Raw genomic sequence first — 13,387 nt, 5'->3', positions numbered from 1 at the left:
ATATGACACCTGGCCATGAGTCAAGGCGCGAAGGAAAACAGGTAATGACGACCAGCTCTCGATCACGGTCCACGACGGTCGCTGCGGCGACGCTGGGCGAGGACGATCTCAGTTCCAACGCGCAGAAGGAACGGCGCAAGCGGATCCTCGACGCGACCCTGGCCCTGGCCTCCAAGGGCGGATACGAAGCCGTGCAGATGCGGGCCGTCGCCGAACGCGCCGACGTCGCCGTGGGGACGCTGTACCGCTACTTCCCGTCCAAGGTGCACCTGCTGGTGTCGGCGCTCGCCCGCGAGTTCGAGCGGATCGACTCGCGGGGAAAGAACCCGCCGGGCCGGAACCCGCTCGAGCGGATGCAGCTGATCCTCAGCCAGATCACCCGGGCCATGCAGCGCGATCCACTGCTGACCGAGGCCATGACGCGCGCCTTCATGTTCGCCGACGCGTCCGCCGCCGCCGAGGTCGATCAGGTGGGCAAGCTGATGGACCGTCTGTTCGCCCGCGCGATGACGGACACCGAGCCCACCGAAGACCAGTTGGCCGTCGCCCGCGTCATCTCCGACGTGTGGCTGTCGAACCTGGTGGCCTGGCTCACCCGCCGCTCGTCCGCGACCGATGTCGCGAATCGCCTCGAACTCACCGTCGAACTGCTGCTCGGTGACGGAAGCCGCAGACCCGAATAGGACGCGATCGGGGCACAGCCCCGACCGACAACGCGCTCACAGCCGTCACATCCCCTAGATTTGAACATGTGAGCGCCCATGATCTGCCCATCGAACTTCGTCGTGCCCTCTCGCGGGTTGCGCGGACCCCTCGCCTGCTCGTCGCTTCCGATTACGACGGCACGATGGCCCCCATCGTCTCCGACCCCGAGAAGGCGTTCCCCCACGCCGAATCGGTGCGCGCTCTCCGCGCCCTGGCCAGCCTCGCCGGAACGACGGCGGCCGTGATCTCGGGCCGAGCACTCAAGGACCTCGCCGCGCTGTCACGGCTGCCCGCCGAGGTTCAACTGGTCGGCAGCCACGGCTCGGAATTCGACATCGGGTTCATCCATGCGATCGACGCCGACGCCAAGAAACTTCTCGGTGAGATCACCGAGGAACTCACCCGGATCGCCACGCTGCACGCCGGCACGTCGGTGGAAGCGAAGCCGGCGAGCGTCGCCCTCCACGTCCGCAACGCCGATGCGGAGGAAGGCGCCCTGGCCCTGGCCGCGGTGCGCGCCGACGCCGGACAGCGGGTGGGCGTGCAGGTAACCGAGGGCAAGTCCGTCATCGAACTGGCCGTCGTCGCCACCGACAAGGGCCACGCACTCGACCTGATCCGCCACCAGGACGGTGCGACGGCAGCCGTCTTCGTCGGCGACGACGTCACCGACGAGAAGGCGTTCGCCCGCCTCCAGGGCCCCGACCTCGGCGTGAAGGTGGGCCCCGGCGAAAGCCTCGCCGAATTCCGGGTGTCGACCACCGAAGACGTGGCCACGGCCCTCGCGTTCCTGCTCGACGAGCGCCGCACCTGGCTGTCCGGGGCACACGCCCCGCCGATCGAGCGCCTCACCATGCTCGCCAGCCCGCGGACCGTCGCCCTCGTCACCCCCGACGCGACCCTCACCTGGCTGTGTCATCCCGAACCCGACTCGGCGTCCGTGTTCGCGCATCTGCTCGGCGGACCGGAAGCCGGCCACTTCAGCGTCGGCCCGCACCGGAGTGCGCTGCCGCTGAGCCAGCGGTACATCGACAGCACCATGACCGTGCAGACACGGTGGGCCAGCCTGTCCGTCACCGACTACCTGCCGCACGACGTCCGCCAGGGCCGCACCGACCTGACCCGGGTGATCAGCGGGCAGGCCGCCGCCGTCGTGACGTTCGCACCGCGGCCCGAGTTCGGGCAGGGCCAGGTCATCCTCGAGGCGGTCTCCGAGGGACTGCGGGTGCACGGCACCAACGAGCCGATCGTGCTGCGCTCCCCCGGCGTGCAGTGGAACGTCACGTCCGACGGCAACCAGCAGACCGCGCATGCTGTCGTCGACCCGTCCGGCGGCGATGTCGTCCTGGAATTGCGGTGCGGCACCGAAGAACTCGGACCGTCGGAGACGCCCGAGGAGGAGCGCCGCGCACTGGCCGAATCGTACTGGTCGGACTGGGCGAAGAGCCTCACCCTGCCCACGCTCAAACCCGACCTGATGAAGCGCTCCGCGCTCACCCTCCGCGGCCTGGTGCACGTCGACTCCGGAGCGATCATGGCAGCCGCCACCACCTCGCTGCCCGAGGAAATCGGCGGCGTCCGCAACTGGGACTACCGCTACTGCTGGCTGCGTGACGCGGCGCTCACCGCGTCCGCGCTCGTCAGTCTCGGTTCCCTCAGCGAGGCCGAGGGCTACCTCGACTGGGTGCACGACGTCCTCGAGACGCTGCCCGGCCCCGAACGCCTGCACCCCCTCTACACGCTGCACGGTGGCGGTCTGCCGCCCGAGGCCGTCATCGACTCGCTGCCCGGCTATGCTGGCTCGCGGCCGGTGCGCATCGGTAACGCGGCCAACCAGCAGGTGCAACTCGACGTGTTCGGACCCATCGTCGAGCTCATCCACGACCTGTCCCACGCCCGCGAGAAGCAGGGCGTCGAGGTGGCGCTCAACGACCGCGACTGGGAACTGGTCTGCGCGATGGTCGAGGCCGTCGAACGTCGCTGGTTCGAACCCGATCACGGCATCTGGGAGATCCGCGACAACCCGCGTCACCACGTGTACTCCAAGGTGATGGGCTGGGTCACCGTCGACCGCGCGGTGGCGTTGGCCGAGCACTTCGGCCGCGACGTCGAGCCCGGCTGGACGCCGTTGCGCGACAAGATCGCCGAGGAGGTGCGCGAGAAGGGCTGGAAGGACGAGGTCCGCTCGTTCACCGCCGCCTACGACGGCACCGACCTCGACGCCGCCACCCTGTACATCGGGCTGTCGGGGCTGATCGACCCGTCCGACGAGAAGTTCGCCGCCACCGTCACGGCCACCGAGGCGGAATTGCGCAGCGGTTCGACCGTGTACCGGTACCACCACGACGACGGACTGCCCGGCACCGAGGGTGGGTTCCACCTCTGCGCTGCGTGGCTGGTCGAGGCGTACCTGCTGATCGGTCAGCGGTCGCAGGCGGAGGCGTTGTTCGCGCAACTGGTCGACGCCGCCGGGCCGACCGGACTGCTCAGCGAGGAGTACGACCCCGTGGCCGAGCGGTCGCTGGGCAACCACCCCCAGGCGTACAGCCACCTGGGACTGCTGCGCTGCGCTCAGCTCCTGGCCTAGCGCGTATGGGAGGGCCGGGTCAGCGCTTGACGGGCCCGGCCGTCGAACCCCGCAGCAGTTCGGTCTCGAGCATCTCGACGGTCGCGACGCCGGAGTGCGACGGGGACATGAGCAGGGCGCCTGCCCGGCGACCCTTCTCCTCCTGGGGTTGCCGGACGGTGGTCAGCCCCTCGCGCAGTGCGTCGTCGACTCCGTCGAATCCGGTGATCGACAGCCTGCCGGGCACGTCGATGCCCTGCCAGCGCGCCCAGTCCAGCGCGCCGAGCGCGAGGACGTCGGTGGTGCACACGAGTGCGGTGATCCGCGGATTCACGCCGAGTGCCTGCGCGGCAGCGGCGTGCCCCGACTTGCCGGTGTGCTCGAACCGCTCGACGACGGTCAGCGTCCGAGGCTCCAGGCCGGCGTCGGACATGGCGTCGCGCACTCCCTCGATGCGTTCGCGCTGGACGTGGAAGTTCGGTGACCGCAAACGCTCGGCATCGGCGACCCCGTCCGAGCGGTCACGCCCCAGCCTCATGCTCAGCACGCCGATGTCGCGGTGGCCGAGCCCGATCAGATAGTCGGCGAGGCCCCGCATCGCGCCGCGGTCGTCGATGCCGACGAGCGACGCACCCGGGATCTCCCGGGGCTGATCGCACACGACCATCGGCAGGTGACGCTCGCACACCGCCGCGAGGTACGGGTCGTCGTCCGCCACCGAGTACACGACGAACCCGTCGACGCCCGCCTGCTGCACGACCGCGGCGGCGTCCGCCTCCTCCCGACCCGGGCCCGCCGGAATCAGAAGCAGACCCTGCCCGGCGGCCTCGCACGACTCGGCCAGTCCGGACAGAAAGCTCATCGCGGCGGGGTCGCGAAAGGAGTAGCTGAGGGCCTCGGTGAGCAGCAGTCCGACGGCACCGGCCTTGCGGGTGCGCAGGGATCGGGCCACCGGGTCGGGGCCGGGGTAGCCGCGGCGCTTCGCCGCCTGCAGCACCCGGTCGCGCAGTTCCGCGGAGAGTTGATCCGGCCGGTTGTAAGCGTTGGACACGGTCGTTCGCGAAATATTGAGCTCGGCCGCGAGCGACGCCAGCGTGGCTTGGCGACGAGGCTGTCGAGACCTGGGCATAGGGGGACGTTAGTACCTGGCCCGCGTTCGGGCGCGTCGGGGCTGCACCGAAAGTGCACTACCAGGACCTATCCGCTAAAGTGCAACGGTAACGGTTTCCAATAGCGTTTAGCGTTCGTCTTCGGTCAGGAGTTTTCTGTGCGCGCTTCCTCAGGTTTTCGTGCCGCCACGGCGGCCGTCGGGCTGTCGTTCGCCGCGGCCCTCACCCTCACCGCATGCGGCTCCGACACGACCGGCGACGGCACACTGACGGTCGTCGCGTCGACGAACGTGTGGGGCAGCGTCGCGCAGGCCGTCGCCGGCGACAAGGTGGACGTCACCTCGATCATCACCGAACCGTCGTCCGACCCGCACTCGTTCGAGGCGAGCCCCACCGACGCCGCCGAGCTCACCGACGCCTCCCTTATCGTGTACAACGGCGGCGGGTACGACCACTTCGTCGACGACATCATCGGCACCGGCAACAGCGACCAGCTCACGGTCAACGCGTTCGACCTCCTCGAGGGCGGCGCGCACGCGGGCGAGGACGAGCACTCGGACGGCGGTGACTCGCCCGAGGGCCACGACCACGGCGACGTGAACGAACACGTGTGGTTCGACGTCGACACCGTCGACGCCACCGCGCAGTCCATCGCGGACAAGCTCGGCCAACTCGACCCCGACAACGCCGACGCCTACCAGGCCAACGCCGCCACCTTCCACGGCCAGCTCGAGCAGATCTCCGCGATCACCGACGGCATCGCGGCAGCGCACAAAGACGCACCTGTCGCCCAGACCGAACCGATCGCCTACTACCTGCTGCAGTCCGCGGGCCTGAAGGACGTCACCCCGCCCGACTTCACGAGCGCCATCGAGAACGGCAACGACCCCGCACCCGCCGCCATCGCCGCGACGCGACAGCTGCTCACCGACAAGCAGGTGCAGGCCCTCGTCTACAACGTGCAGACGCAGGACCGGGTCACCCAGGACGTGCGGGCCACGGCCGAGTCGGCGGGCATCCCCGTCGTCGAGGTGACCGAAACCCTGCCCGAAGGCCTGGACTACATTCAGTGGCAGACCAACACCGCCGAGTCGCTTGCTGCGGCTCTGCAATAGAACTGATCGGCTTGTGACAGAACCCACTTCGAAGAACGCCGGCAACGGTCACGTCCCCGCACTGGAATTGACGGGGGCGCGACTGTCCTTCGGCGAACGCACACTCTGGCAGAACCTCGACCTCACCGTGGAACCCGGCGAATTCGTCGCCGTCCTCGGACCCAACGGGTCGGGCAAGACGTCGCTGCTGAAGGTGCTGCTCGGCCAGCTCGCCCTCAGCTCCGGCACCGCGCGCATCGCCGGATCCCCGGCGCGGAAGGGCAATTCGCACGTCGGGTACATCCCCCAGCAGAAGTCACTCGACGACGGGCTGCCGCTGCGGGGCCGCGACCTCGTCGGGCTCGGCGTCGACGGCCACCAGTGGGGAACCGGCATCCTCCGGCGAGGCCGGCGCCGGGCCATCGTCGACGCGGCCGTCGCCGAAGTCGGCGCCCAGAACTACGCGGACGCCCCGATCGGTTCCATGTCCGGCGGTGAGCAGCAACGACTGCGTATCGCGCAGGCCCTCGTCGGCAACCCCCAGATCCTGCTGTGCGACGAACCGCTGCTCAGCCTCGACCTGGCCAACCAGAATCTCGTGTCGGGACTCATCGACCGGCGGCGCCGCACCCACGACACCGCGGTGCTGTTCGTCACCCACGAGATCAACCCGATCCTCCCCCTCGTCGACCGCGTGCTCTACCTCGTCGACGGACAGTTCCGCATCGGCAAACCCGAAGAGGTCATGACGTCGGAGGTGCTGTCCGAGCTGTACCGCACCGACGTCGAGGTGCTGCACGTACGCGGCCGCCTCGTCGTGATCGGCACCGGCGACGCCATCGACGCGCTCGGCAGCGCGGGCGGCCTCCGCCCCGGTGAAGGTGTGCACCACACGGACGAGGGGCACGCATGAGCAACAAATTCACCGACGCGATGTCACGCATGTTCGACGTCTCGGCCACCGTCGACCTCCTGCAGTACGACTTCGTCCAGCAAGCGTTGATCGCCGGCGCCATCCTCGGCCTGCTGGCAGGAGCGATCGGACCGCTGATCGTGAGCAGGCAGATGTCGTTCGCCGTGCACGGCACGAGCGAGCTGTCGCTGACCGGCGCGTCGGCGGCCCTGCTCATCGGCGTCAGCGTCGGGGCCGGCGCCATCGCCGGGTCGGTGGTCGCAGCGGTCCTGTTCGGGCTGCTCGGCGCGAAGGCCCGCGACCGCGACTCCGTGATCGGCGTGATCATGGCATTCGGGCTCGGTCTGTCGGTGCTGTTCATCTGGTCGTACCAAGGGCGCACCGGCACCAGCTTCTCCCTGCTGATCGGCCAGATCGTGGCACCCGGAGACAGCGGCCTCCAGCTGCTGCTGCTCTGCGCCGTGCTGGTCATCGGGGTCCTCGGCCTGATCTACCGCCCCCTCCTCTTCGCGAGCACCGACCCCGACGTCGCCGAGGCCCGCGGCGTCCCGGTGCGTGCACTGTCGATCGTGTTCGCCGTCCTCGTCGGCATCACAGCCGCCCTCGGCGTCCAGATCGTCGGGGCCCTGCTGGTGATGGCGCTGCTCATCACCCCCGCCGCGGCCGCCGCCTACGTCACCGCCAGCCCACTGAAGGCCACGATCCTGTCGATCGTATTCGCCGAACTTGCCGCCGTCGGCGGCATCCTGCTGTCCCTCGCACCCGGAGTGCCCGTATCGAGCTTCGTCACCACGATCTCGTTCGTCATCTACCTCGTGTGCCGGCTCAGCGGATCCTCACGGCGCAAGAACGCCGGACGCATCACCCCCACCCACGCACACACGCACTGAGCCGCCCTACAAGTGGTCGGGGAAATAAGGCGCCAACGTCGTCGCCACCCTCGTCGCCTGATCGCACGCCGCGTCGACTGTTGTGAAATCCTCCAACTCGCTGTACCCGATCATGAACTCGAGAATCCCCGGCTCGATCGCCACCGACACCGTGCACGCACTACCGCCGCGGAAATCCGACACCAGAGCACGCCGCCCGCCGATCTCGGTCTCACTCAGGACGTCGAAGCGGTCGTCGCTCCTCACGCTGTCGGGCGCTTCACCGATTGCCGAAACGACGATCCCTGAATACGAATCTTGCGACTGAAATCCGCAGCCGAAGTTCTGGGGATTGTCGCGATCCGGCATGCGGTCGGGTGGCCGGGCATCCAGGCGGACAGCCGCGAGGGCTTCCGAGGAGAATCCGTCGCACGGATGGAATGTGATCTCAGGAACTGGCGTCTCGTCCGCCTGTCCGCCGACCGGCTCCGCACAGCCACCAGCGACCAATACGCCCATGGCAATTACGAACGGCAATGCGAAGCGCCGGACGCGAGTATTCACAGCTCAGATCCTGCGGTTCCGAGGCTTGCAGCGATGGCATCATCCTGCGCGGTATAGCTGGCGAGAACTGCTTCGAACATCGATTTCATATCCTTCACGTACGACTGATGCGCGGTGAGCAATCCGACCGCAGTGTTCGCTATGCCGATGCCACCTCCCCCGATTGCTTTCTCGTCGAATTTGCGCGCCAACTCCCGCGCGGACTCGATGTCTTTCTCACCGATACCCAAGTCCGTTGCGCGCAGTTCGTGGCGCGCCCGGTTTGCGAGTTCCCCCATGCGCCGCGCGTGGTCATCGCACAGCTTGATGCACTGCTCTATGCCTGCGGGGTCGAGTTCGAGCCTGCCTCCCCCGACGACGTTCTCGGTGAAAGCCTTCCATCCGGCTTCCGGTGCTTCTGGCCCCGCCATGTCGGTGTCCCCTCCGTGTGTCCTGCTGTGTCCCCACCTGTGCAATCGCCCGGCGCGTGGCAATCTACCAACCGCGGGCACCAACCGACCCTGCTCGGGGAGTGGTACCGACCCTGATCAGGGTGTCGAGCGACGATACGAGCTGTTCGGGGCCTGCCGGGTGCGCGGAGGCGGGATCGTGCGGTCCGATCACGTAGCGTCCGTCGCCGGCGATGTCGATCCATTGCATGACGCCGACGTCCCTGCCGCTGCCGTAGCGGGGGCCGCGGAAGACCCGGATCTTCCCGCGGCCCGCGTATCCCTTCTGCACGGCAGATTCGAGTCGCGGGGCGGGGGCCACCCGGTTGACCTCCTGCAGGATTCCCTGGGAGAAGTGGGCGTCCTCCGCGTCCCGCCGCTGGAACCGGCGCCGGCCGGCGGCGTTCTGTGGAATCAGCCCGATCAGTTGGGCGCCCAGTCGCCCGGCCGCACCGGCGCCGATCACCACGTCGCCACCGATCTGCGGTGCCCGGCCGGGGAGTTGCGAAGCGATCACCACCCATTGCCGGTGTTGCGCACCGATGATGCGGATCGGGGTCTCGTCGGCGGTTGCACCTGAGACCTCGACATACACCTCGGGTTCGGCGAGCACGTCCAACGCCGACCTCACATCGTCGTGCTCGGCTCCAGCGAAGGCTTCGCGTATCCGGTTCTGCTCGGCGACATATGCATTGAGCCCGGGGTGCGCGCTCACGATCCGGAGCGGGTACGGGGTGCGATCCTGCCCGGTGCCGGCCCACAGTGCGTCGAACAGTTCGGGACGCAGCCGCCAATTGCGCATGTTCATGCGCCGATCACCGGCGGTGAGACGAGGGGCAGTTTGCCGATCAACTCGTTACCGTTGTCGAGGGTGATCAGGTAGTCGGGCGTCTTGTGTTCCTTGTCCTCGCCGCCACCCCTGCCGGCTCCTCCGCCGCCCATCATTCCCCCACCCATCGGGCCGGTACCCCGCATTCCGGCACCCGCGCGACCTCCGGCGTTGCCCCCCGCGACCCCGGGTGCGGTGCCGGGCCGGGCCACGGCCCCCTGCTGATTCCCGGCGCCGACACCACCGCCGAGTCCGCCGACTCCCAGTCCGCCGCCACCGGAACCCCCACCCACACCTGCGGATCGCGAGCCGGCACCCGAGGATGTATCGGCGCTGGAAGGCACGCCCGACCGGCTCTGTGCCTGATCCCCCGTCACCGAGGCCGGGGCCGTCGTCGCCGGTGTAGTGGCAGCCGACGGCGCGGTTGCTGCATTCTCCTGCGTGCCGTCCGCAGCGGGTGCGCCGTCCACACCAGGCTCGGCGGACGGGTCGCTGACGGGAACGACGCCGGTATTCGGCTGCCCGGTGTTCAGTCCGCCGAAGCGATCGCTCGAACTCGGGGTGCCGCTCGCGTAGTCGACACCGGGCCCGCCCGGACCCGAAGGAACGTCGACGATGCTCTCCGGCTTCGTGAACGACGGGACGTTGCCGTCCGAGGTCGCGAGTCCGGGGTTGTAGATCGTGGCCATCTTCTCGCGCGCTTCGCCGTCGCGCCGGTAGTACTCGTCCTCGGTGTCCGTGTCCCAGGGCGTCAACTTGTCCCACAGTCCGGTGCCGATGGTTTCGGGAACCTGCGACCGAAGCGACGCCACCGTCTCCGCCAGCGGCGTCAGCGCGTCCGCCACTCCGTGAAGTTGTTCCTGCGCCTGCGGCGCGGAGGTCGAGTACCGCTCGGTCTCTCCGTAGGCCGCCGATGCGGCAGCACCGTGCCAACTCTCGTTGATCGCCTTCTTGATCGCGTCGCTGAACTCGACGATCGCATCGTGGGTCGTCGTCCCCAGTTCGGTCCAGGCTCGTGCGATGCCGCTGACGTGCTCGACATTCATGCCGGCGACGGCGCTGGCAATCCTCGCGTGATCCCACTGGTCCGAGTGAAAGTTCTCGGGATCCTTGATGTATGCCGGGTCGGTCACGTTTCCCCCTCCGATGGCGCAGTCACCACGCACGGTCAATTGTTCTGACGCAGCAGGACCCTCACCGGTTCCGCCCGCCCCCGCGAGAGAATCTACAAGACGGCACTCGGAACCCTAGTATCGAATATGTGCCGGCAATCGATCTGAACAGCGACCTCGGCGAGAGCTACGGCGCCTGGACCCTCGGCGACGACCTGGCGATGCTGAAGCTCGTGACCAGCGCCAACGTGGCCTGCGGTTTTCATGCGGGCGATCCCGCCACCCTGTCGGCCACCTGTTCGGCGGCGTCCGAGCTGACGGTCCGGATCGGCGCCCAGGTGGGCTACCACGACCTCGCCGGGTTCGGACGCCGGTTCATCGACATCGCCCCACGCGACCTGACGGCCGACGTCGTCTATCAGATCGGCGCCCTCGACGGTCTCGCCCAGGTTTCCGGCTCGGCGGTGGCGTACGTGAAACCGCACGGCGCGCTGTACAACGCGATCGTCCACCACCGCGAGCAGGCCCGCGCGGTGGTCGCGGCGGTCAGCGCGTACGACGAGTCGCTGCCCGTCCTCGGCCTGCCCGGTTCGGCGTTCCTCGAGGAGGCCGAGAAGGCCGGACTGCGGACGGTCACCGAGGCGTTCGCCGACCGCGCGTACACACCCGAGGGGACACTGGTGCCGCGCACGACGGACGGGGCCGTCCTGCACGATCCCGCGGTGGTGGCCGAACGGGTCCTCAGGCTCGTCGTCGATCACACCCTCGAAGCGGTCGACGGCACGGTCCTCGCGGTCACCGCCGAATCCGTCTGCGTCCACGGCGATACGCCCGCAGCCGTCGAGATGGCCACCGCCATCCGGTCGTTGCTCGACACCGAGGGCATCACGGTGGAGCCGTTCGTGTGATGCGCATCCTCGACGTCGGAGAAAGCGCGGTCCTCGCCGAGTTCGAGGATCTCGGCACCGTGCTCGCGCATTTTCGTGCGCTGGACGGCTCTCGGCCACCCGGGGTCGTGGAGGTGATTCCGGCGGCGCGCACCATCCTGGTGCGGTTCGACCACGGCGCGACCAGCCGTGACCGCGTCGCCAAGTGGGTGCGGACCACGGAATCGGAGGCGACGGTCGCCGAGGATGCGCCCGATGAGATCCGGATAGACGTGCGCTACGACGGTCCCGACTTGGAGGACGTGGCCGAGCTGACCGGTCTCGGTGTCGACGGCGTCGTCGCCGCACACACCGGAACTCCGTGGACGGTGGCGTTCTGCGGCTTCGCACCTGGTTTCGGCTACCTCACCGGCGGCGCACCCGAACTGCACGTGCCGCGCCGGTCGACGCCTCGGACCTCGGTCTCCGCCGGGACCGTGGCTCTGGGCGGGGAGTTCACGGGAATCTATCCCCGCAGCTCGCCCGGCGGGTGGCAACTCATCGGCACCACCGACGAACCGATCTGGGATGCCGAACGCACTCCCCCCGCCCTGCTCCGCCCCGGCGTCGTCGTGCGCTTCGCGCCCGTGAGTACTTATTAACCGCCCGACGTTAATAAGTACTCACGGGCGCATCTCCGGGCTCCCCCGACGATGGAGCCGGCGGCCGATCCTGTTCTTCGACATAGCCTTCCGGCAGGGACAGTGCGAGCGTGGACGTGGTCGAGCTCATAGATTCTCTCCGTTGAGATCCGGGCGCCGTGTGTTGTCGTGGAAAACGAGAAAGATCCGCCCCGCGGGCGCCATTGACCGCGGGACGGATCGAGTGTCGAGACACGCGTGTGCCGGCAGACGGGGTGTGTCAGGAGTTGCGGTGCGCATCCGCGATGTCGAGAACCGTGTCGAGGATCGCGAGTCCTTCGCGGGCCTCGGCCTCGGTGACGGTGCACGGAGGCACGGCGTGAATGCGATTGAAGTTGGCAAACGGCAGCAATCCTCCTGCCTTGCACGCCGCGATCACCTCGTTCATCGCCGGACTGGAGGTGCCGTACGGAGCGAGCGGTTCCTTCGTGGCACGGTCGGCGACGAGTTCGATCGCCCAGAACACGCCGACTCCGCGGACTTCACCGATCGACGGGTGCCGGTCGGCCAGGCCACGCAGTCCGGGACCGAGGATCTCGCTGCCGATCCGGGCCGCGTTCTCGACGATCCCCTCGTCCTCCATCGCGTTGATCGTCGCGACGGCGGCTGCAGTGGCAAGCGGATGTCCCGAATAGGTAAGCCCGCCGGGGTACGGCCGGTTGGCGAACGTCGCCGCGATCTTCTCGCTGATCGCGACACCACCGAGCGGGACGTACCCGGAGTTGACCCCCTTCGCGAACGTGATCAGGTCGGGAACGACACCGAAATGGTCGATCGCGAACCACTTTCCGGTCCGGCCGAAACCGGACATCACCTCGTCGGCGATGAACACGATGCCGTAGCGGTCGCAGATTTCGCGCACACCGGCCATGTAACCGGGCGGGGGCACCATGATCCCCGCGGTCCCGGGAACCGATTCAAGCACGATCGCTGCAATCGAGTCCGGCCCCTCGAGGCGGATCAGCTGGTCGAGGTGCTCGAGCGCGCGCTCGGTTTCCTGCTGCTCGTTCTCCGAGTGGAACTGCGACCGGTACAGGAACGGTCCGTGGAAGTGGACGACTCCGCTGTTGCCGTAGTCGTTGGGCCACCGGCGCGGATCCCCGGTGAGGTTGATCGCGGTGTCCGTGCCGCCGTGGTACGAGCGGTACCGCGACAGCACCTTGTAGCGGCCGGTGTGCAGCCGAGCCATGCGCACCGCATGCTCGTTGGCGTCGGCGCCGCCGTTGGTGAAGAACACCTTGTTCAGGTCACCCGGGGTCCGCTCGGCGATAAGTCGCGCGGCCTCGGAGCGGGCGTCGTTCACGTACTGCGGTGCGATGGTGCACAGCTTCGCGGCCTGGTCCTGGATGGCGGCAACGACTTTGGGGTGCTGGTGCCCGATGTTCGTGTTGACGAGCTGGGACGAGAAGTCGAGCATGCGGTTCCCGGCACCGTCCCACACATACGAACCCTCGGACGCGAGGATCGTCATCGGGGTGATCTGCTCCTGCGCAGACCACGAGTGGAACACGTGCGCCCGGTCGAGGGCATACGCGCGCTCCCCTTCGACACGGGCCACGTCGAGAGACTGACCGGTAGGCAAAAGTTCCGGGGAGACTGTCGTCGTCATGACCGTAGGTCCTTTCCGGCTC

General features: G+C 68.3%; 13 protein-coding genes. 7 read left to right on the top strand and 6 right to left on the bottom strand.

Translation table 11 applies throughout. From position 1 onward, the window contains the following. Positions 1–44 precede the first annotated feature (44 nt). Together kstR and otsB are read left to right on the top strand one after the other, a co-directional pair. Positions 45–683: a cholesterol catabolism transcriptional regulator KstR gene (kstR, locus tag G9373_RS19970; protein ID WP_005566090.1), complete on the top strand. Its 639-nt coding sequence runs from the start codon at positions 45–47 to the stop codon at positions 681–683. A 68-nt stretch (positions 684–751) separates the two neighbouring features. Further along, positions 752–3,292 carry a trehalose-phosphatase gene (otsB, locus tag G9373_RS19965; RefSeq protein WP_005566091.1) on the top strand — a complete coding sequence of 847 codons (2,541 nt, stop codon included), beginning with the start codon at positions 752–754 and terminating at the stop codon, positions 3,290–3,292. A gap of 19 nt (positions 3,293–3,311) precedes the next feature. Here the strand turns inward: otsB and G9373_RS19960 are convergent, their stop codons facing one another. Continuing rightward, positions 3,312–4,400 (bottom strand): substrate-binding domain-containing protein, encoded by a 1,089-nt coding sequence (locus G9373_RS19960; protein ID WP_167116454.1) that lies wholly within the window; start codon positions 4,398–4,400, stop codon positions 3,312–3,314. A gap of 138 nt (positions 4,401–4,538) precedes the next feature. Between G9373_RS19960 and G9373_RS19955 the strand changes: the two genes are divergently transcribed. The 3 genes from G9373_RS19955 to G9373_RS19945 are packed head-to-tail and all read left to right on the top strand — an operon-like array spanning position 4,539 to position 7,277. Then, positions 4,539–5,495, top strand: a complete 957-nt coding sequence (locus tag G9373_RS19955) for a zinc ABC transporter substrate-binding protein (RefSeq protein ID WP_005566092.1) — start codon at positions 4,539–4,541, stop codon at positions 5,493–5,495. A gap of 13 nt (positions 5,496–5,508) precedes the next feature. Further along, positions 5,509–6,387, top strand: coding sequence for an ATP-binding cassette domain-containing protein (locus tag G9373_RS19950; protein WP_005265173.1), 879 nt, complete (start codon positions 5,509–5,511; stop codon positions 6,385–6,387). Beyond that, positions 6,384–7,277 (top strand): metal ABC transporter permease, encoded by an 894-nt coding sequence (locus G9373_RS19945; protein ID WP_005265172.1) that lies wholly within the window; start codon positions 6,384–6,386, stop codon positions 7,275–7,277. The genes G9373_RS19950 and G9373_RS19945 overlap by 4 nt, the downstream gene beginning before the upstream one ends. A 6-nt stretch (positions 7,278–7,283) precedes the next feature. Here the strand turns inward: G9373_RS19945 and G9373_RS19940 are convergent, their stop codons facing one another. From G9373_RS19940 to G9373_RS19925, 4 genes are all read right to left on the bottom strand, one after another. Beyond that, positions 7,284–7,820, bottom strand: a complete 537-nt coding sequence (locus G9373_RS19940) for a DUF3558 domain-containing protein (protein WP_005566095.1) — start codon at positions 7,818–7,820, stop codon at positions 7,284–7,286. Next, positions 7,817–8,230 (bottom strand): hypothetical protein, encoded by a 414-nt coding sequence (locus G9373_RS19935; RefSeq protein ID WP_005566096.1) that lies wholly within the window; start codon positions 8,228–8,230, stop codon positions 7,817–7,819. The genes G9373_RS19940 and G9373_RS19935 overlap by 4 nt, the downstream gene beginning before the upstream one ends. 64 nt (positions 8,231–8,294) lie before the next feature. Further along, on the bottom strand, positions 8,295–9,056 hold the full coding sequence (locus tag G9373_RS19930) for an ESX secretion-associated protein EspG (RefSeq protein WP_120659826.1): 762 nt from the start codon (positions 9,054–9,056) through the stop codon (positions 8,295–8,297). Beyond that, positions 9,053–10,210 carry a hypothetical protein gene (locus G9373_RS19925; RefSeq protein WP_167116451.1) on the bottom strand — a complete coding sequence of 386 codons (1,158 nt, stop codon included), beginning with the start codon at positions 10,208–10,210 and terminating at the stop codon, positions 9,053–9,055. Before G9373_RS19925 ends, G9373_RS19930 begins: the two co-directional genes overlap by 4 nt. A gap of 128 nt (positions 10,211–10,338) precedes the next feature. On the opposite strand from G9373_RS19925, the gene G9373_RS19920 reads away from it, so the two are divergent. Both G9373_RS19920 and G9373_RS19915 read left to right on the top strand, forming a co-directional pair. Then, the gene (locus tag G9373_RS19920; protein WP_005574154.1) at positions 10,339–11,097 is read left to right on the top strand and encodes a 5-oxoprolinase subunit PxpA; all 759 of its coding nucleotides are present in this window, start codon (positions 10,339–10,341) and stop codon (positions 11,095–11,097) included. Continuing rightward, positions 11,097–11,717 (top strand): allophanate hydrolase subunit 1, encoded by a 621-nt coding sequence (locus tag G9373_RS19915; protein WP_005265166.1) that lies wholly within the window; start codon positions 11,097–11,099, stop codon positions 11,715–11,717. Before G9373_RS19920 ends, G9373_RS19915 begins: the two co-directional genes overlap by 1 nt. A gap of 259 nt (positions 11,718–11,976) precedes the next feature. Here G9373_RS19915 and G9373_RS19910 read toward each other — a convergent pair whose 3' ends face one another. Continuing rightward, positions 11,977–13,365, bottom strand: coding sequence for an aspartate aminotransferase family protein (locus G9373_RS19910; RefSeq protein ID WP_167116448.1), 1,389 nt, complete (start codon positions 13,363–13,365; stop codon positions 11,977–11,979). Positions 13,366–13,387: the final 22 nt, after the last annotated feature.

The organism is Rhodococcus sp. A14, assembly GCF_011603105.1.
Taxonomy (GTDB): Bacteria; Actinomycetota; Actinomycetes; order Mycobacteriales; family Mycobacteriaceae; genus Rhodococcus_F; species Rhodococcus_F opacus.
This window is presented reverse-complemented; position numbering and strand designations above follow the sequence as displayed.